This is a genomic window from Enterococcus sp. 1001283B150225_161107_E12, from assembly GCF_015556925.1.
Lineage (GTDB): Bacteria > Bacillota > Bacilli > Lactobacillales > Enterococcaceae > Enterococcus_B > Enterococcus_B mundtii.
Window position 1 is genome coordinate 253,572 of sequence record NZ_JADNNI010000002.1, and the last position, 20,454, is coordinate 274,025.

14 protein-coding genes, 1 rRNA gene and 1 pseudogene are annotated in these 20,454 nt (G+C 36.3%); 10 read left to right on the top strand and 6 right to left on the bottom strand.

Annotated elements, in window-relative coordinates; translation table 11 throughout:
* Positions 1-178 precede the first annotated feature (178 nt).
* Positions 179-1,207: a ribose utilization transcriptional repressor RbsR gene (rbsR, locus tag I2F89_RS03035; protein ID WP_074800361.1), complete on the bottom strand. Its 1,029-nt coding sequence runs from the start codon at positions 1,205-1,207 to the stop codon at positions 179-181.
* Positions 1,208-1,763: 556 nt separating this feature from the next.
* Here rbsR and I2F89_RS03040 point away from each other — a divergent pair.
* From I2F89_RS03040 to I2F89_RS03050, 3 genes and pseudogenes are all read left to right on the top strand, one after another.
* Positions 1,764-2,465 carry an ABC transporter ATP-binding protein gene (locus I2F89_RS03040; RefSeq protein ID WP_010736355.1) on the top strand — a complete coding sequence of 234 codons (702 nt, stop codon included), beginning with the start codon at positions 1,764-1,766 and terminating at the stop codon, positions 2,463-2,465.
* Positions 2,466-2,476: 11 nt separating this feature from the next.
* The gene (locus I2F89_RS03045; protein WP_195513448.1) at positions 2,477-5,188 is read left to right on the top strand and encodes an ABC transporter permease; all 2,712 of its coding nucleotides are present in this window, start codon (positions 2,477-2,479) and stop codon (positions 5,186-5,188) included.
* A 17-nt stretch (positions 5,189-5,205) separates the two neighbouring features.
* Positions 5,206-5,505: pseudogene (locus I2F89_RS03050) on the top strand (antibiotic biosynthesis monooxygenase family protein).
* A 171-nt stretch (positions 5,506-5,676) separates the two neighbouring features.
* Here I2F89_RS03050 and I2F89_RS03055 read toward each other — a convergent pair.
* Positions 5,677-6,771, bottom strand: coding sequence for an AI-2E family transporter (locus I2F89_RS03055; protein WP_074800352.1), 1,095 nt, complete (start codon positions 6,769-6,771; stop codon positions 5,677-5,679).
* Between the two features lie 355 nt (positions 6,772-7,126).
* Here I2F89_RS03055 and treC point away from each other — a divergent pair, with 355 nt between their 5' ends.
* On the top strand, positions 7,127-8,758 hold the full coding sequence (gene treC / locus I2F89_RS03060; protein WP_195513450.1) for an alpha,alpha-phosphotrehalase: 1,632 nt from the start codon (positions 7,127-7,129) through the stop codon (positions 8,756-8,758).
* A gap of 166 nt (positions 8,759-8,924) precedes the next feature.
* On the opposite strand, the gene I2F89_RS03065 is transcribed toward treC, so the two are convergent.
* Positions 8,925-10,106 (bottom strand): AI-2E family transporter, encoded by a 1,182-nt coding sequence (locus I2F89_RS03065; protein ID WP_195513452.1) that lies wholly within the window; start codon positions 10,104-10,106, stop codon positions 8,925-8,927.
* Positions 10,107-10,737: 631 nt separating this feature from the next.
* On the opposite strand from I2F89_RS03065, the gene I2F89_RS03070 reads away from it, so the two are divergent.
* Positions 10,738-12,342 (top strand): zinc ABC transporter substrate-binding protein AdcA, encoded by a 1,605-nt coding sequence (locus tag I2F89_RS03070; RefSeq protein ID WP_195513454.1) that lies wholly within the window; start codon positions 10,738-10,740, stop codon positions 12,340-12,342.
* Between the two features lie 102 nt (positions 12,343-12,444).
* Here I2F89_RS03070 and I2F89_RS03075 read toward each other — a convergent pair whose 3' ends face one another.
* From I2F89_RS03075 to I2F89_RS03085, 3 genes are all read right to left on the bottom strand, one after another.
* Positions 12,445-13,173 (bottom strand): LytR/AlgR family response regulator transcription factor, encoded by a 729-nt coding sequence (locus I2F89_RS03075; protein ID WP_010736348.1) that lies wholly within the window; start codon positions 13,171-13,173, stop codon positions 12,445-12,447.
* A gap of 4 nt (positions 13,174-13,177) precedes the next feature.
* Positions 13,178-14,461 carry a sensor histidine kinase gene (locus I2F89_RS03080; protein WP_019723361.1) on the bottom strand — a complete coding sequence of 428 codons (1,284 nt, stop codon included), beginning with the start codon at positions 14,459-14,461 and terminating at the stop codon, positions 13,178-13,180.
* A 140-nt stretch (positions 14,462-14,601) separates the two neighbouring features.
* On the bottom strand, positions 14,602-15,204 hold the full coding sequence (locus I2F89_RS03085) for an accessory gene regulator B family protein (RefSeq protein WP_010736345.1): 603 nt from the start codon (positions 15,202-15,204) through the stop codon (positions 14,602-14,604).
* A 575-nt stretch (positions 15,205-15,779) separates the two neighbouring features.
* On the opposite strand from I2F89_RS03085, the gene I2F89_RS03090 reads away from it, so the two are divergent.
* The 5 genes from I2F89_RS03090 to I2F89_RS03110 form a co-directional block, all read left to right on the top strand.
* Positions 15,780-15,995 (top strand): hypothetical protein, encoded by a 216-nt coding sequence (locus I2F89_RS03090; RefSeq protein WP_010736344.1) that lies wholly within the window; start codon positions 15,780-15,782, stop codon positions 15,993-15,995.
* 303 nt (positions 15,996-16,298) lie between these two features.
* A complete protein-coding gene (locus I2F89_RS03095) occupies positions 16,299-18,503 on the top strand; it encodes an ATP-dependent helicase (RefSeq protein ID WP_195513457.1) in 2,205 nt (734 codons plus the stop codon).
* A 248-nt stretch (positions 18,504-18,751) separates the two neighbouring features.
* Positions 18,752-19,159 (top strand): transcriptional regulator Spx, encoded by a 408-nt coding sequence (gene spx / locus I2F89_RS03100; protein WP_195513459.1) that lies wholly within the window; start codon positions 18,752-18,754, stop codon positions 19,157-19,159.
* 17 nt (positions 19,160-19,176) lie between these two features.
* Positions 19,177-19,533 carry an ArsC/Spx/MgsR family protein gene (locus I2F89_RS03105; protein WP_074800335.1) on the top strand — a complete coding sequence of 119 codons (357 nt, stop codon included), beginning with the start codon at positions 19,177-19,179 and terminating at the stop codon, positions 19,531-19,533.
* 844 nt (positions 19,534-20,377) lie between these two features.
* Positions 20,378-20,454, top strand: a 16S ribosomal RNA gene (locus I2F89_RS03110); the annotation flags it as partial.

Sequence of the window (20,454 nt, forward strand, 5' to 3'; positions counted from 1 at the left end):
TACTATAAGTTTACCAAAGATTTATAAATTCTTCAAAACATTTCGTTAAATAACGAACGTAAAAAAAAGGCCTAACTGATGGCTTTTCATGTAAGAAATAAAAATATAAAATAACGTATTATTTTAAAAACCAATGATAACAGGTTCAGTCATCATTGGTTCGCAACAAATATTCGTCTTATTGATGGTCAGAGGGATCGATCGATTGAGTCGAGGTACGTTGGATCAACTCTACGGGCAATAAAAGTTCTTCCCATGATTTATCAGGGTGTTGGATGCGTTCTAAGAGTAAACGCGCAGTTGCTTTACCTAAATCTAAAATAGGTTGAGCAATGGTCGTTAATTTAGGCTTCATGTATTCACACATATCAATATTATCATAGCCGATGATGCTATAATCTTCGGGAATGATTTTATCATGCTCCGCTAATCCGCGATATACACCAAAAGCTAGTTCGTCATTTAATGCGAAGATCGCTGTAGTAGCAGAAGAAAGTAAATCAGGGACGATTTCATAGCCCCCTTTTTTTGAAAAGTGAGTAGGGAACCAATGAATCTGTTTCTCAGAATGATCCACATGTTTACACGCTGCTAAGAAACCATCTATCCGATTTTGGACATTTTGCGGTGTCTGTTGTGGATAGACTAAAGCAATTTCCTGATGCCCTAAACCTAGTAGATGCTCACCGGCTAAGTACCCACCTTGATAATCATCTGTTAAGACCGCATCACTAGAACCTTCTGCTTTTTTCTGATCTAATACGATAAATGGCTTTCCTTGTTTCTTCAAAGAAACTTGGAGGGCTTTCGTTGAGACAGCCGAAGAGGCAATAATAAACCCGTCGACACCACGTTGCGTCAACTCAAGTAAATAATCCGTTTCTTTTTGATGATCAAAATCTGCATTGCATAGAATCGTGACAAAATTTTGTTGGTAAAGATAGTCTTCTATCCCTTGCATCAATGTATTGAAAAAAGGGTTGGTGATATCAGGGACAAGGACACCGATTGTTTTTGTTTTCTTTGTGATCATTTGACGTGCAATGTAATCAGGTTGGTAACCTAATTCGTCTCTTGCTCTTACTACTTTTTTGACCGTATCTGGATGGAATTTTGCTTCATTGCCATTCAAGATCAGTGAGACAGTTGCGATGGATACGCCTGAATGTTTCGCAACGTCTTTGATCGTCACTTTTTTCTTTGCCATTGCTATACTCCTATCTCTTTCTTAGTGTCATTTTCCCATGAATACGTAAAGAAGTAAATGATGATTCTATGATATTATTCACCTTGCACACCCTAGAAGCGAATAAACGGTGTTCCAGAAGTAAAACTTCAATAATAAGCCAAAAAAATCAAAAAATGAAAAAGCCATTTTAGCTTTTCCTCTCTTATTACTCAGTGCTAATCGCTTCTCTCACAACCTCTTGTAAACGGTGCTCAAAGCACAACACTTCGGACATAAGACAAAAAATAAAAAATGAAAGAACCATTTTATATTTTTCTTTCTTATGCCTCAGTGCTGAACGCGCCTTTCACGACCTCTCTTGTAAACGGTGCTCAAGGCGCAACACTTCAGACATAAGACAAAAAATAAAAAATGAAAGAACCATTTTCTATTTTTCTTTCTTATGCCTCAGTGCTGAACGCGCCTTTCACGACCTCTTTTGAAAAGGTTTTTTTCACAACCTTTCATTTCAGTGTTAAAATAGAAGAGATTTACCAAATAGACAAATAAACGGGAGAATGAAGGTGGAAGTTTTATGAAATATGTAGAAGTAAAAAATGAATTTAAGCGTTACCAGATGGGCGAAACAACGATTACAGCGAATGACGATATTTCATTCTCCATTGAAAAAGGAGAATTAGTGATCATCCTTGGCCCTAGTGGAGCAGGGAAATCAACGGTATTGAATATTTTAGGTGGGATGGATACACCGGATGAGGGACAGATCATTATTGATGAAACAGATATTGCTCAATTCAATGACAAACAATTAACGGCTTATCGCCGGACAGATGTTGGCTTTGTTTTTCAATTTTATAATCTTGTTCCTAACTTAACCGCAAAAGAAAATGTTGAATTGGCAACAGAAGTTTCGCCAAATGCGTTAGATCCTGTAGAAGTTTTGACACAAGTTGGTCTTGCGCACCGGTTGAATAATTTCCCATCACAATTATCAGGGGGCGAACAACAACGTGTGTCGATTGCACGAGCGCTTGCGAAAAACCCAAAATTATTACTTTGTGATGAACCAACTGGCGCATTGGATTTTGAAACAGGAAAACAAGTATTGAAATTGTTGCAAAATGCTAGCCGTGAACATGGCAACACCGTTTTGATCATTACACATAACTCGGCTTTAGCGCCAATCGCTGATCGAGTGATCCATATCAACGATGCAAAAGTCCGTGCAGTCGAATTGAATGAACAGCCTTCATCTATCGATGAACTTGTTTGGTAAGGAGGTTTGCCATGAAAAATAGAACTTACCTCAAAGCAGGATTTCGTGAAATACGCCAATCAAAAGGACGCTTTATCGCGATCATTTTGATTATTTTACTCGGCACGCTCCTATATGTAGGCGTCAAGACAGCGGGTCCTGTGATGCAAAAAACGATGGATGAATATGTCAGGGCAGGTAAACTCTCTGATCTACAGATCGTTTCGACAGCAGGATTGACGAAAGAAGATGTTGCAGAAGCAGAGAAACTCTCAGATGTAACCGTTGAAACGGGTAAACAGCTATATTACGCGAATGCCAATAAAAATGAAGTTGTCCAAGTGTTCTCCTATGCACCTGATATGAAACAAAATCAGTTGACGGTGATCGACGGTCGCTTGCCGCAATCGGATGATGAACTTGTACTAGATGAGAAGGCAAAAAATCAAGGTTACAGCATCGGTGACACTTATACGATTGAATCAGATGACTTGAAAGAGACGGCGTACAAGATTACAGGATTTGTTCGTTCCCCGTTATTCATCAATAATTTAGAACGAGGGTTTGCAAATGTAGGGAATGGGAGTATTGATTACTTTGCCTATGTTCCCCAAGATAATTTTAAAACAGATATCCAATCCGTTTTATATCTTGACTTTGCAAATGTCGACGATTTAAATACGTACAGTGAAGAATACCAAGAAGAGATGGAAAAAAACATCGAAAAGCTGGAAGCGTTGTTTGAAGAGCGACCGCAGCAACGTTTAGAACAGTTGAAGCAAGAGGGCAAGGATGCTTTAGCCCCTGCAAAACAAGAAATCACAGACGGAAAATCACAAGTGGCTGATGCGAAAAGTCAATTAGAGGCAGCGAGAACACAGATTGATCAACAACGTCAAGTCTTGGAGCAGTTACCTGAACCGCAGCGAACACCGGCATTGAGTGCTTTAGCGGAACAAGAAAGTCAATTATCAGAACAAGAAGCACAATTGACAACAAAAGAAGCGGAGCTAACAGAGGCCGAAGCGTCTATTGCGGAGAATGAAGAAAAAATCAATGAATTAGCCAAGCCAACTTATCTTTTCCAAGAGCGATCGGAAAATGTCGGCTTCCAGGAATTTGGCGATCTAGCTGAACGCATCGCAGCCATCGCAAATGTCTTTCCAGTCTTTTTCTTCTTTATTGCAGCATTGATCACTTTTACAACGATGACAAGGATGGTAGAAGAAAATAGACGAGAAATCGGTACATTGAAAGCTTTAGGATACAGTAAATTGGAGATTGCCAAAAAATATGCCATTTATGCTTGTCTCGCTTCAGGTATCGGAATCATTTTAGGAACGATATTAGGAACCAATCTTTTGCCTCGGATCATTTTCGAGCTTTCAAACGAACGTTATGATATTGGCAGTGCGGTGATTTTCTATGATTGGCCACCAATCATCCAAGCAGCTATTGCGTTCTTTATTGCTGCTTTTGGTGCAGCGATGTTAGTTTTATTCAAAGATCTACGCGAACGACCAGCTGCTTTGTTACAGCCTAAAGCACCGAAACCAGGGAAAAGAATTTTTTTAGAATACATTACTCCTCTTTGGTCACGTTTAAGCTTCAACCAAAAAATCAGTTATCGTAATCTTTTCCGTTATAAATCACGGATGTTCATGGCAATCATCGGAATTGCTGGTTGTGCAGGATTGATGGTTGCAGGAGTTGGACTAAAGGATTCGCTTAGCTCGGTTTCTGCCAAACAGTTTGGACCAATCATTGATTATCAAGCGATCGTAACGACCAATCAAACTGATGAAACGAGTCAAAAAGAAATCAATGACGCAATGGATGATCAAGTGAAGATCACTGATCGTTTAGCGGTTGATTCGCAAACGATTGAACTACGTAAAAAAGGTCAAGCATCACAAAGTTTGACATTGATGGTACCAGAAAATGAACAAGCATTAGAAACATTTATCCATTTGAAAACAACGGACGATCAATCGGTAGAACTACCAGATAATGGGCTTGCGATTACACGCAAAGCGGCCGAATTATTCGATTTATCCGTCGGTGATACGGTAGAAATGTATGATGACGATCAACAAAAATTACATGGAACGGTGGCAGTCATTTTGCAAAATTATTTGGGTAATTTTGTCTATATGAGTCCAACGTATTATGAAGAGATTTCTGGACAGCCAATGACAACCAATGCGTATCTACTCAAAACAGAAAAGATGTCGAAAGAAGAAGAGGATACGCTCTCAGAAGAATTATTGAAAACGGGGGCGGTCACTAATACCTCTTTTATTTCGACACAGATCAAGAACCAAGAAGAATCTCTTTCAAATTTAGATGCAGTGGTCATCATTTTCGTCGTTCTATCTGGTTTATTGGCGTTTATCGTTTTATACAATTTAACGAATATCAATATCTCTGAACGAGTACGAGAACTTTCTACGATCAAAGTATTAGGCTTTTTTGATAAAGAAGTCACGATGTACATCGTTCGAGAAAATATCATTTTTACTTTATTAGGGATTTTTGGAGGATTTGGAATTGGTTATGTGCTGACCGACTTTATTTTACGCCAAGCTTCAATGGAATCAGTGATTTTCCCGTTAGTTATTACCTGGGTTGCTTATACACTATCCGCTGCTTTGACGATTCTATTCACGGTGATCGTGATGATCGTCACTCATTTCAAATTGAAGCATATTGATATGATCGATGCATTGAAATCAAATGAATAACGAGTGGGAGGACTAAGATGAGTATTACTGTGAATATCCTATATAGTGGTAAAGAAGGCAATGCAAAGGCATTTGTCCAAGAAATGACAGAGCGAGGAATCGTCGAACGCATTCGTGCGCAAGAAGGAAATGAGCGTTATGAGTATTTTATTCCTTTAGAAGATGCTGAATCGATCTTATTGGTGGATCGCTAGACAGATCAAGAAGCAATCGATCGTCACCACAAATCAGAGATGATGATGGAGATTGCTGAATTACGAAAACAATATCAGTTGAAGATGAAGGTCCAACGTTTCATCGATGAACCAACAGAATAGATCAATCGATAGTTCTGATCCGTTTATTGCTTATTCTTGAAAAAGAAGATAGCAATAAACGGTTTTTTTGTTGAAAGATAGGGGAAAATAGATAAGGAGAAAAGCCTCGGCGTAAAGCCAAAAAAGGATAAACGGTAAATTTCCCCGTTTATCCCCCGTTTATTCCTAGGACTATTCAGTTGGATGAGTTGACTTAGATGTATCAGTAGTGTTCTTAAAGCGAATAAAGCTACGGATCATCTCCCGGATGATCGTATACGTCGGCAACACGAGGATCATTCCTAATAAGCCAAACAAGTTCCCAGCGACAAGTAAAAGAAAAACAGTCGCAATCGGATGAATATGAATCATCTTATTCATCACTAGAGGAGACACCAAGTAAGATTCCCCAAATTGAATCAAGGTGATGAAAGCCACTAAGAGTAAGGCTGTTTTAATGTCTTGACTCAATGCGTACAGTAAAGCCGGCGCAGCACCAATAAACGGACCAAAATAAGGAATGATATCCATCAATCCACAAATCAAGGCAAGTAATAACGCATTTGGCAAGCCTAATACTTTAAAAACCAGATAACTCCCCACACCTACATACGTACAGACTAAAAGCTTGCCACTAATATAGGTCGAAGCTGCTAAATGGAAATCATGGCACCAATCTCTGACTAACTGATGGAATTTCTTAGGCGTGTAGCGTGTCAAGATAGCTGGAATCCTGTCGCCATCTTTGAACATATAAATCAGTAAGAGCGGAATCGTAAAGAGAATGATCGCAGAGCGCGAAACGATTTCGAATACATTGACTAAACTTGAAGTGGCACCTGAAACAAATTGTAAAACAAAACGTGTCAATTGGTTCAATTCCAGTGTATCAATGAATGGGAGCAAGCGTTCTTCTAATAAGGAACCATCTAGATTCTCTGCCAAAACATAAAGAATTTGAGGAACCTGACCGATAAATTTACTGATTTCCAAAATGATGATCGGTAAAATCACTTGTACGGTTAAATACACAGTTAACAAAATCAGTAGCATCATCAGTGTGACCGCAAGCGTTCTTGATTTTATATATTTGAGGAGTTGATTGTATATTGGAAGAAAAATATAAAAAACGAAAACTGAAATCAAGATTGGCAAGAAGATACTTGCCATGATCGCTTCGAGTGGTCTGAAAATAAAAGTGATCTTAGAAAAAATAAAAATAGTGATTCCTGTCAAGCTAAGTAAAACAAGTGTTGCAAATAATTTGGAACGTTTTAAAAAAGTCATAGTAGAGATCCTCCGCTTTTTGGCTTTTTATCGTTTAGGGTATGTATGAAAAAAGCATGTTACTTGAAGACTGTTCAATCGATTTTAGATGCTACAAGCTGATTTATATCACGACCCTATACTTAAATATAACATAACTAAAAGAATTTATTTTCTTGAAAAAGGAATTTGTAAAAAAATAAATAGTTAAATGAATTGAGCGTGGCGTGAATGATCGATTTAACGTAAAATATTTGCTGGAAAAAGGATGGCACACATTTCCTAGCGTCATTGATTTACAAACGCTTACGTTTCATATATAATTGGATTATCAACTTGTATATATAAGTTAAAAAACAGCTGGAGGTACAGGCTTATGGCGTTTACAGAAAAAGTGATTTATCAGATTTATCCCAAGTCATATCGTGACACGAATGGTGATGGGATTGGTGATTTACCAGGAGTCAAAGAAAAATTGCCTTATTTAAATGAATTGGGCATTGATATGATTTGGTTGAACCCCTTTTACCCAAGCCCGCAAAAAGACAATGGGTATGATATCTCTGATTATCAAGCAATCGATCCATTATTCGGTACGATGGCTGATTTTGAAGAGCTAGTCGCTGAAGCAAAAAAATATCAGATCGACATCATGCTAGATATGGTATTGAACCATGTCTCTATTGAACATGAATGGTTCCAAAAAGCATTAGCTGGAGACAAGTATTATCAAGATTTCTTTATTTTAAGAGATGAACCAACAGATTGGGTATCAAAATTCGGTGGGAACGCCTGGGCGCCATTCGGCGAAACAGGGAAATACTATTTGCATTTGTATGATAAAACGCAAGCCGATTTGAATTGGCGCAATGAAGCAGTGCAACAAGAATTATTCAAAGTTGTTCGTTTTTGGATGGATAAAGGGGTCAAAGGGTTCCGTTTTGATGTAATCAACGTGATCGGAAAAGACGAGGAACTAAAAAACAACTCGGAAAATGAAGGGAAAGCCGAGTACACAGATAAACCAATTACTCATACGTATTTACAACGCTTAAATAAAGAAACGTTTGGCCAAGACCCTGAAATCATAACGGTAGGGGAAATGAGTTCAACGACTATCGAAAACTGTCTTTTATATACGTCACCTGAACGAAATGAATTGTCAATGGTATTTAATTTCCACCATTTGAAAGTCGATTATGAGAATGGCAATAAATGGACCACACCACCATTTGATTTCGAAGAATTAAAGCGTTTGTTCCATACTTGGGGAGAAGAAATGAGCGCAGGAAATGGGTGGAACGCGCTGTTTCTGAATAACCATGATCAGCCACGTGCCTTAAATCGCTTTGTCGATGTTGAACAGTACCGCAAACAAGGAGCAGAGATGTTGGCCACGATGATCCATTTAAATCGAGGCACTCCGTATATCTATATGGGAGAAGAAATCGGGATGATCGATCCTGACTTCGATTCGATTTCTGACTATCGGGACATTGAAAGCTTAAATGCATATAAACTTTTACAAGAACAAGGATTCACGCCAGAAGAAGCCTTTCGACGAATTAAAGCAAAGTCACGAGATAACTCACGCACACCGATGCAGTGGACAGATGAACCACAAGCTGGCTTCACGTCAGGGACACCTTGGTTACCTTTAGCATCGAAGCATGAAACAATCAATGTAGCAAATGAGCAAAAGCAAGAACAGTCGATTTTTGCCTATTACCAAAGACTGATCCAACTAAGAAAAACATATCCAGTGATTGCTAATGGTGATTACAAAGCCTTTGTACCTGAGCATCCACAAGTCTATGGCTATCTTAGACAAACCGATGATCAAAAATTATTAGTTCTGACCAATTTTTACGCGAAAGAAACGTCGGTGGAATTACCGGAAGAATTTGTAGGCGCGGAAGTATTGATCAGTAACTACCCAACGACAGTTGAAAAAGAAATGAAGTTACAGCCTTATCAAGCAGTCGCATTATTAGTCCAAGAAAAGTAGAGACTGTGACAAACGAATAGTTTTAAAAATAAGCAGCAAAAGCATGAATAGCTTTTGCTGCTTATTTATGGAGGAGTTGCATCTCTCTGAAATGTTGCTCTTTGAATACCGTATAGTTTTTTTAAGGATAGGAGTGGACGAATGTCTTACTCCTATCCTTTTTTAGTTACTTAAAGTAATCCTTCTCTGAAAAATCAGCTTTTTGATAAACCCCTTGATCCCCATAAAACTTGTTATAACGCTGTTTGAATTTTCTAAAGAGAAAAACAACGAGTAGTTTGATCAGCGTATAGATCGGGATACCAAAAATGACACCCATGATTCCTAGAAGATCTCCCATGACTAATAAGACAATCAAAATCGTGATGGGGTGGATCTGTAACCGATCACCCATCACACGAGGGACCACAAGATCTCCGTGAAGCAACTGGACAACGAACCAGACGATCACAAATTTTACAGCCATGAACGTCGAATCTTGAAAAGCAATGAACAGTCCAGGAAAGAAAGCGATGAATGGACCAATATAAGGAATAATACATAATAAACCAGCAGCGATAGCCAGAATACTTGCAAATTCTAAGCCAATCAATAAGAAAGTTACCCAGTAAACGGCACCTAGAATGAAAGAAGCGATAATTTGTCCTTTTAAGAAAGCACCTAATTGTTGGTTCGCAATTTTAGTCAATGTCCGAAAATCTGTGCGAAATTTTGGTGGAACGATACCTAAGACCGATTGATAAAAATTGTGCGGATCTTTTAAAAGGAAAAAGGCAATGATTGGACCAGTAAATAAAGTGATAAAGGTCGTTGTGACCGCTGAGAATAGATTTCCTAGACTTTCAGCACCGCTCTCCCAATAGTTACCGATAAATGAAGTAAAGTTATCGGTGAAATCATCAATCGATGCAAAGAATTGATTGAACGAATCAGAAAATGGTGTCTGTGCTAAAAAGTCCTTCAACGTTTGTTGAAAATCTTGGAATAGGTCAGGCAGTTGTTGAATCAAAGTGGTTGCTTGTTGTTCTAAAAATGGAAATAGCCAGACACCTCCTAAGCCAATCAGCAATAAAATAATGACAAATACTAAAATGACTGACAGATTACGTGAGAGTTTCTTGCTGAGACGTTTGATCAAAGGTTCTAATAAATAATATAAGACCAAAGCAAAAAGGACTGGTGGTAAAGTCGTGATGAAAATGACAACCAGTGGTTTGAATATAAAAGCAATCTTTTGGAAAAAGTAAATGACCAACGCGATCATCACAAGTAATCCTAGAACGTAATACGAAGTTTTCCCTCCTAAAAAACGAATCAGTCGGGAAGATTCTTTCGGTTTTTTTTCCACGATAGTTCTCCTTTCTCTTGAAATAAGTAGTTGGATTTTTGGCTTATGCCGTTCTCATTGATCAGCTACTGAAACCGAATGAATACTTTTTCAATAGCTAGCCAGACCATGAAAAATATAAAGAGCTATTTTCTCAAGTTCTGCCTTACTACTTGGAGCTGAACGTCTTTCTCACAACCTGATAAACGGTGTTCAAGAAGCTGCCCTTCAACATTAAGCTGAAAAAATATGGAAAGCTATTTTCTGATTTTTCATCTTACTGCTCAGGTCAGAGCGCTTCTTTCACAACCTATGATAAACGGTGTTCAAGAAGCAACACTTCAATAATAAGCCAAGAAAATCCAAAATGAAAAAGCCATTTTTGATTTTCCTGTCTTATTACTCAGTGCTGACCGCTTCTTTCACAAGCTTGTCCTACTCCAAGTTATTATAATCTGAAACGGGTATAAAAAGAAAATGATACAGTTGAAAAATCAATCGAATTTCGATAATAAAATAAATTTAGTAATAATGCTTGACGGTTGGTTTGATTCTATGCTAAATTAATTCCTGTTGCTAAAGCGTAACTATTACGATTTACATTTATTAATCGTAATCAAATAGAGAAAGAAGATGAGAAGGAGCGAATAAAATGAAACGTTGGATCAAGGTGGTAGGAGGATTACTGTTGACAGGGATCCTTGCAAGTTGTGGCACAGGAGATACTGCAACAAATACAAATGCACAAAATGATGAAAGCTTGAATGTAATGACGACATTTTATCCAATGTACGAATTTACGAAGCAAGTAGTTGGTGAGGAGGGAAATGTTGAATTATTGATTCCAGCTGGAACAGATTCACATGACTATGAACCTTCTGCAAGAGATATGGCAAAAATCCAAAATGCTGATGTTTTTGTTTATAATGATGAAAATATGGAAACTTGGGTTCCAGCAATTGAACATACTTTAAAAGAGGGCGATGTACTTCCAATCAAAGCAACCGAAGGAATGTTGTTATTGCCTGGGGATGGTCATTGCCATCACCACGATCATGACGATGAAGATCACGATCATGAAGACCATGATCACGATCTTCATGCGGATGACCACGACCATGATCACGATCACGGAGACCACGGTCATTCTCATGAATTAGATCCACATGTTTGGTTAGCTCCTAATCTAGCGATGAAGCAAGTAGAAACGATTCGTGACCAATTGATTGAGGCATATCCTGAAAAAGAAGAAGCATTCACTGAAAATGCTGCCTCTTATTTAGAAGAATTAGAAGCGCTACACAACACTTTTAAAGAAACATTAGGTCAAGCAAAACAAAAATCATTTGTGACCCAACACGCTGCGTTCAATTATTTAGCTCTAGAATACGGTCTTAATCAAGTACCAATTGCCGGTCTTTCTTCAAGTGAAGAACCATCTGCTGCAAGAATTGCCGAATTAAAAGAATTTGTGGAAGACCATGGGATTGAATATATCTATTTTGAAGAAAATGCCAAAGATAGTATTGCTCGTACGTTAGCCACTGAAGCTGGGGTATCACTAGCAGTATTGAATCCTTTAGAAGGATTGACAAAAGAACAAATGGATAACGGCGAAACGTACATTTCAATCATGGAAGCAAACTTAAAAGCGCTCCAAAAAACTACGGATACTGAAAATCCATTAGAAGATACATTGAAGCCTAAGAAAGAAAAAACAGTTTACAATGGTTATTTTGAAGATGCAGAGGTCCAAGACCGCCCGTTATCAGATTGGAATGGTATCTGGCAAACTGTCGATACGTATATGGCAGATGGAACGTTTGATCAAGTATTTGAATATAAAGCCAAAACAAATCCAGATATGACAGCTGAAGAATATCGTGAATACTATGAAATAGGCTACAAAACAGATGTCGAAAAAATTGAGATCAAAGATGATACAATGATCTTTACTTTCAAGGACGGCGAAGTTAAAGAATCGAAATACCGTTATGTTGGAAAAGAAATCTTGAACTATTCAGCAGGTAATCGCGGTGTCCGTTTCTTGTTTGAAGCAGAAGATCCTGATTCTGGTGCATTCAAGTATGTACAATTCAGTGACCACTCGATTGCGCCTACCAAATCAGACCATTTCCATATCTATTTAGGAAATGAAAGCCAAGAAGCTTTACTAGAAGAAATGGACAATTGGCCAACTTTCTATCCTGAAGAAATGACTGGAAAAGAAATCGCGCAAGAAATGATCGCGCATTAAACGATACTAAAAAACGAAGAATGAATGGAAAAGAGGATTTTACGACTTTTTCATTCATTCTTCGTTTCTTTATTAAAAAGAATTTATTTATTTTATTGTCTTTCAAGAAATCAACTTCTTTAGCCCACGAATCGAAACAGGGATCACTTCCCCGTTAGATAGAGTCACTTCTCGTGTTTTCTTATTGATTGTTTGGACGTTTTGGGTATTGATGACATAAGATTTGTGACAGCGGATAAAGTGTTGACTTTTCTTTTCGATATCTTTTATCTTCTCGTAAAACTGCATTTGGGCATGTGTCAAATGGACCTCCAGTTTATGAGGAGTACCTTGAGCAGTAGAAAAGTATTGGATATCTCGAATAGGTAAAAATTTGATTTCATCATTGAATTCAATTCTAAAAATATCCTTTTGTAATGGCGCAGTTTGGAAATCTTCGAATATTTTACTTAAGATACGTTCAACATTTTCTTTAAGATCAAAAATATCTTCTTTGATGATATAATCAGTCGGCTCAATGTTGCTTTTCAAAATCGTCATGGAAAGATCGGTGTGTGAAGTCACATAAATGATTTTTCCAAGCGAATCCAAGTCACGTACTCGTTTTCCAATGGCAATGCCATCTAATTCACTGTCTTTCAGTTCGATATCCAAAAAATAAATACCAAAAGAAGACGTACGTATCCTTGCTGCATTGAGGAGTTCAATAGGATCAGAAGTTGCAATATGGACATAACTATCCAAATTTTCAATCATGATCCGATTCTTGATTACTGTAGAGATGACTTCCAGTTGTTTCGGATCGTCTTCACAAATGTAAATGGGAATCATAAAATTACTCCTTTAATTGTATATGGATTGTTTGTGAAAATCGCTGATTCTCAATCGATGTTTCAAGAAAAAGATAAGGATTCGTTTTTGTTAACTCATCAAGAATAAATAAACCTAATCCTTCATTTTTGGGATTTGTTTTCGTCGAGAAGCCTTTTTGTTTTAACTTACTCAATGGAAACGTATTCGTAGTAGTGTTGATGACACGGATCATCAACGACTGTTTTTTCTTGATGATCAGTACTTCGATTTTTTTCTTTTTGGTTACTGTTGCACCTTCGATTGCATTATCAAGAATAATACCAAGCATTCTTACCAAATTGATCGTATATTTTTTACCAATGACGATTTCGTCTGGAACAGTCAATTGGACAGAGATACCTTTTTCTTGTGCCATCATTAATTTTAAAGAGAATAGACTTCTTATTTCAGGTACCTTCATTTTGTCTAGTAAGCTAAGATTTGCTGGGAAGAGATTCATCATTTCACGTGTAGGTAAAATCGTTTGGTTGTAATATTTTTGTAAGCCTTCAAGATCGCCTTCAGAAATATAACTATTCAAAGAAAACAACAGATTTTGATAATCGTGTTTAAACTCTCTAAGTTCTTGATAGTTTTTTTCTAGATCTCTAATGTAATCTTGCTGTAATTGGATGCGTTGTTCCAATAATTGATCTGCCATCTTTTTATTTGATATTTTCCAATAGTAAATCAAGATAATTAGGCCGACACACAGATAAAGGATAAAAAAGCTCGTATTTAATGCTAGTACTTTTGGCGTTTCACCAGAAAAGCGTGTATAAAAAATAATGATATAGTAGGTAAGTAGAACCAAGGAACCGATTGTACCAATCATTCGACGGTCAACGCTAGCGGACCAATTATCTAAAAATTTTTTGAATCCATACGCAAATAATAAAGATAAAATCGCTGATACAGTTATATGGAAATATTGTAATGCATCTCCAGGTTCAATGACAGCAGATTCCAATACTAAAAAATCCGCGACGCTCGTCAAATGATCGCCTAAGATGGAAGCTAATAATCCCAATGGTAATGCGTAGATCATATGTTGGCGCGAGGATGAAAAGAAAAAGAAAAGTAGACTCAACATGGCAATTGCGACAAGTGCAGAAAAAATACCTAAAATCGGGTAAAGTATTCCCAACAGGGCTGCTGCCAAGAGACTAAACGTAGAAAATAGGTATTTATTTTTAATTTGGGAATTGATGATTAAGATAGAACTTGTGTAAATCAGATATTGCAAGGCTATGGACCACAAAAACATAAAGCACAGCTCCCATTGCGTTTTCCCAAATTATAGCATATTTATAATATTATTTTTTTAATTTTTCAGGTATTTTAAATTCTGAGCTCATACCGAAGCAGCAGCCAGATACAAAGAAATCAGAAAGGTTAGTTAATTGTTTAACGATTGTTTTTTTCATAAAAAATTCCTCCAATATTCATCATGTAATTTGTAACTGGAAGCAACGTAGCTATTTCTAAAATAATCCCAAGTAGTAAATAGGTAGAAAAGTAAGAAGCAGAGAAAAATAATGTGAGTACTGCAAATAAAAGATACATGAAAATTGCTTTTTTTAGTAGGGGTGGGCGTTTCTCTGGTGCAATCGGGTTCAGGGCTGTGCCTCTTGATCCATAGCGAAGCAAAAGGAAAAAACAAACAATTAACAAAAGGACCATCATAGGGAAAGAGAAAGTCAATTGATAATGTTTCATTACTAAGGGAACCCCCCACAAATAAAGCAAAGTCCAAAGTAAGCAAACAAATTCAGAATCGGAATGGAGACCGTAAGCATATCTGCGAATACAGATATATGAAAGGAAAGTCATTCCTGTTTCCGCCCACGTGCCTGTCAATAAAGAAAATACAAAAACGACAGCAAGTTTTCCAAGATTGTTCAGTAAAACTTCCAGAGCAAACTTGACTTGGATGTAAGTCATATCTTCTTCATCTTGTTTTCCGTTGAATAATATTGCCAATATTCGATTTACCACTTTATTTTTCATCTCTATACGTACCTCCGAATACTATAATAAGCGAAAAGACACAAAAAAAGTTTTTCGATTCATAAAAGGACGTTTTGACATCAAAATCGTTAACTAAGTGAATTTTGTAACATATTTGTTATATAAGAGTGAAAACTTTTTCTTATGTAAAAAATAAAAGACATGTTTATCTCTAAATAATTAAAAAATTCCTGTAAAACTATCAAATCATCTTTAAATTTTCAACTAAACATACGATTATGCCAAAAAAGAGTGAGATTAATTAACAGTTTTGATGCCAAAAGAACTTTTTATGATATTTCTGTGTTATGTTTAAAAATTTATGTTAAAAATTAGTAGAGGTTGCGAAGATGAATGTAAGTGACACGTTCTTATATTTTTGTTTTACCAACTTCTTAATAGAAGGCAGCAACTCCCCTTCCCCTTTTGTTGTTGCCTTCTGATATCAACAACAAGGTAGTTTCTATGTTAACATGCAAGCCTTTAAGAAGGTGGGTTTGTCAATAAAGGTAACAGATTCGAAATTTTTATCAAAAGAAGTTGTGCTGTATGTACAACATAATGGAGGAAATAGCATGGAAAATGAAAATCTATTTGAAGTCGGTAAAACGTACGCATTTGTATCAGATTTATTTTGTTCTCCAATTGAAGCAGAAATTGAAAAAATCTATGAGAATAGTTTGATGGTTCGTGTTCTCAATTGCGCAGATGAAGACAATGAAACTGCACACAATTTACACTGGCAATTAGTCGTTCGTAAGTCAAGTGCAGTGAAAGAGTACAGCTACTAATAGTAACTGTTCATGAATGAAAAAAAGTATTTTGATAAATAGCCAGTCAAATCTTGAATGATGGAAAATCATTTTTGGATTTGACTGGCTATTTTTACTTTGAAAGGTAAAGGAAAAGTGGATTTTGCTTTTTTGGGGTTCTCATGTAGTTTTAGGAACTCATCAAATACATCAGTTGATAGTAGAGTTTCTTTTGTTTCTTCCTAAGACCACGATCGTAAAAGGGTGAAGCCCCATTTTATTTTTTGTAAAGGTCTGGTAGTATAAAGAAAATAAATGGAGTAGAAAATAAATAAAAGAAAGATGGGGAAGATGATCAATCAAGAAAATGAGAAAGAAATTCTTCGATTGCAAAGAGAAATCAGCCATTGGGAAAGAAAATATAAAAAGCTCCAACAAATTTTTCGAATGCAAGAAGAAATAATTGCTAGCTATGAAGCTGCATATGGGGAAGCACCAGGGTTGGTAGAAGAACAACATGAGGAAGAACAGCCAAATGAATCATTTTTTGAACATATTGAGAAGCGTTCTTATAATCGATTCAATAATGAACAAAAAGCAGCAATCACTTATGATATGAGCAAACACTTACGGATCATTGCAGGTGCAGGAAGTGGAAAAACACAAACGATATGTGCGAAAGCTGTATATCTGATGAATGAAGAACAAGTAGAAGAGCAAAGGATCTTAATGATTACCTTTACTCGAAATGCTGCCAATGAATTGAAAAAACGGGTAGATAATTTTAGTCAAAGAAAAACGAATGTGACGATCGGAACTTTTCATAGTATTTTTTATCGTCTGTACAGTGATATCAAACGGCAGTTTCCGGATCTTTCTGCCGAAGGGATTCAAGGTGAGTTTTCTAAAGACACACCATATAAAGTAAATATTTTGCTGCAGAAACTAATAAAAAAATATCAATTGTATTCTTTCGATCAGTATGGGGAGAAAACGATTGCTAACCGATTGGATTATTGGCAAAATATGAATCTCTCCCAACAGGAGATCATCCAATTGATCAAAAAGAGATTTGATTCCATTGAAAAAGACCCACGTCAACCTATCTCTGAGCGTATGGATCAATTAATGACTGAACTATATGAAGAAAAACAAAAGCAACGACTTTTTGAATTCAATGATGTTCTACAAAATTTGAAAAATGTCCTCTCTCATGTAGATGTCAGAAGATATGTAGGTCAAAAATACGATTACTTGTTTATCGACGAGTTTCAAGACACGAATCCTTTGCAATGGGCAATCGTTCAGTTGATTGCGAAAGACTCGCCAATCAAGTTGATCATCGTTGGGGATGATGATCAAAGTATCTATGGCTTTAGAGGATCAGAACCTGATTATCTCAAACAGTTTGAAAAAGAATATCCAACAAAAACACTCTTTCTATTGACCAATTATCGTTCGCGAGCGTCGATCGTTCAAGGAGCTAATCGATTGATCACGTACAATAAAGAGGATCGCATACCTAAAGCGATGGTACCAGCACAAAAGGAACCAGGCGTATTACAGGCATTATCATTTAAAACGGTACAAGAGGAAAGTGACTGGTTGATTCAGCAAGTATATGCTTTTATAGAAGACAAAGGAAAATACAAAGAATCTATTATTTTATATCGCTCATTATCACAAACACAAGCATTGGTGCAACGTTTGATCCAAACAGATATTCCGTTTGTACTAGAAGCAGATACCCAATATGCGGGGATCTATGGAATTAAGCTTTTTTATCAATTTTATCAAAAATTTATCGGTTGGTATGATGCGGCAACACCGATAAAAGTGCAAGCACACCAACAGTTGTTACGACAGTTGATGATTAATTGTTATCTGAAAACAAATGAATGTGACCAATTTTTCTCTAATAAAAACAGTGACCAAGATATTGTCGCTTATATTTTAAAACGGCGGCCTAATTTAGAAGCTAGAGAAAAAGAACTAAAGACATTTGTAAGCGCGCTAGAAACATTTGCCCAACCAACAAAGCGGTCATGTGTTTCACTGATTGAGGCCTATTGTCGGTTGCCAAGACCGAATAAAGAAATCGAGCAAGGTGACAAAGAATGGTTGCTGGAGACTGTCAGACAATATCCAACGATCCCACAATTGAAAAAATTGTATCTTGAGGTCCAAGGAATTGCAGCTGAACTAAAAACAAGGTTGATTGCTTATCGTAAGGGGAAACTAGATGCATTATGTATCCAGAGTATTCACAAAAGTAAAGGGTTAAGTTATCGTAACGTCTTTTTAATCGGTTGTAATGAAGGGATGATTCCTTACAATGGGGCGGTAGCAAAAGATAAAAGATTGAAAAGTGAGTTGAAAATCGAACCATTAACGACGATTGAGGAAGAGAGACGTCTTTTTTATGTCGCAATGACTAGGGCAAGGAATCGTCTTTATTTATGTGTACCTGAGTTTAAAGGGAAAAGAAAATTAAAACCTTCACGTTTTATTAAAGAAACAGGTTGTAAAGTTAAAAAAATCAAATAAATGACGAAAAGCAAAGCGAGTAAAAATACACTCGATTTGCTTTTTTATTCAAATAAATAAATAACTTTTATTATTTATGCCATTTTTAAATAACCTTTGTTTATAAAAAGAATATAACCTTTAATTGACTGTTTAAATAACGATATTATGAACAAAAACAAAATTTATTTATTTTAAGGATAGCGTATGACTGGCATTATTTTGATATTACGTTTAGAATGGGATTACAATTAAAAAGGAGTGAGAAAATGATAAAACTATACACTTCGCCTAGCTGTACATCTTGCAGAAAGGCCAAAGCATGGTTACAAACGAATCACCTTGATTTTGAAGAAAAGAATATCTTTGCAGAACCCCTATCAGAAAATGAGATACGACAAATATTGGCTGCAACCGAAGGCGGAGTCGAAGATATTATTTCTACTCGTTCAAAAGTTTATGAGAAATTAGGAGTCGATTTTAATGATTTATCATTAAAAGAAATGATCCGCTTGTTCAAAGAATACCCATCTTTACTTAGACGTCCGATTCTACTTGATGAAAAAAGAGTATTGATTGGGTTCAATGAAGATGAAATACGAGCATTTATTCCTAGAGAAATACGAGGTGTCGCAAGAAACTTGATTTATATGAAACATAGTGTCTTGTATTCGTAAGAATAGGAGGAGACGTTGTGAATATCAAAATCTATAGTTCAACGAATTGCACAATAACGGTTAAAGCAATCCAATGGTTAGAGAAAAAGAACTTGTCTTATCAATTTGTTGATCTAGAAAGTAGAGCTTTAAGTAATAAAGAAGTCAAAGAGTTATGTAGTTTTGAAAATGCAGATATTGAACAATTATTTACTACATGGTCATTTGAATTCAAAAAAATTAAAGCTGGGCTTCCAAAAAATCAGGAAGATCAACTTCTATTTTTGTGCAAAACGCAACGTCATCTTTTAAGACGTCCTTTGATCATCATCGATGATGCGCTGTTTGTTGGCTACGATCAACGATTGATGGAGCAATTGATTTTACATGAATAGACTGTATCCAATTGTGTTACATACTGAAAAAGGCAATTGGGATCATCGGTTTTTCCTTAGTAACAAGCCAAAGAATCAAAATCTCACTTACCTGTACTCTGTTTTTTTGGCTTATTACCAAAGGCGCGATGCATATTTTTCGTAAAGAAACTAGTGAAAACTAGCAAAAAGTGTAAGAGGCAAATCGTATATTCCAAAATAAAACATTTCAACTTTTTCGTATTTCTACTATAGAGAGGATCAGAATTGAAAGTATACCAGATAGATTTATCAGAAATAGTGATTGACAACTAAATAGAATAAATGGTATATTTTTTTTTGTTGTTTTTTGTTTATTACTGATTTTAAGAGTGTAAATAAAACTTTAAATAATGCTTGACGAATAGAAAAACACATGTTAATATAACTAGTGTTGTTTGAGAAGTTCATCAAGGAATGCTGACTCTACAAAAGAAGAGGTAAAAAAAGTTGTTGACAAATAACAAACAATAAGTTATGATATGTGAGTTGCTAAAACGGCCTCGTGAAAAACGAGTTCGAAAAACTTTTAAAAAATAGTTGACAATCATTTGAGAGTTTGCTAAGATATAAAAGTTGCTACGGCAATCACAAACGATAAGTTGAGGCAGTTGTGTTTCATTTATCACGTAGACCTTTGAAAACTGAACAAAGTAAGACAAACCAAATGTGTAGGGCGTCTTGATTCAATTCAAGACAACAAACATTTTTAACAAGCAAGCAATATGCTAGCAAACAATTGAGCTTAACAAATGAACTATTATGATGTTCGAAAGTAAATTTCGAACTACAGTTCCACATCAGCTTTCGCTGTGAGGAACTAGCATATTATGAGAGTTTGATCCTGGCTCAGGACGAACGCTGGCGGCGTGCCTAATACATGCAAGTCGAACGCTTCTTTTC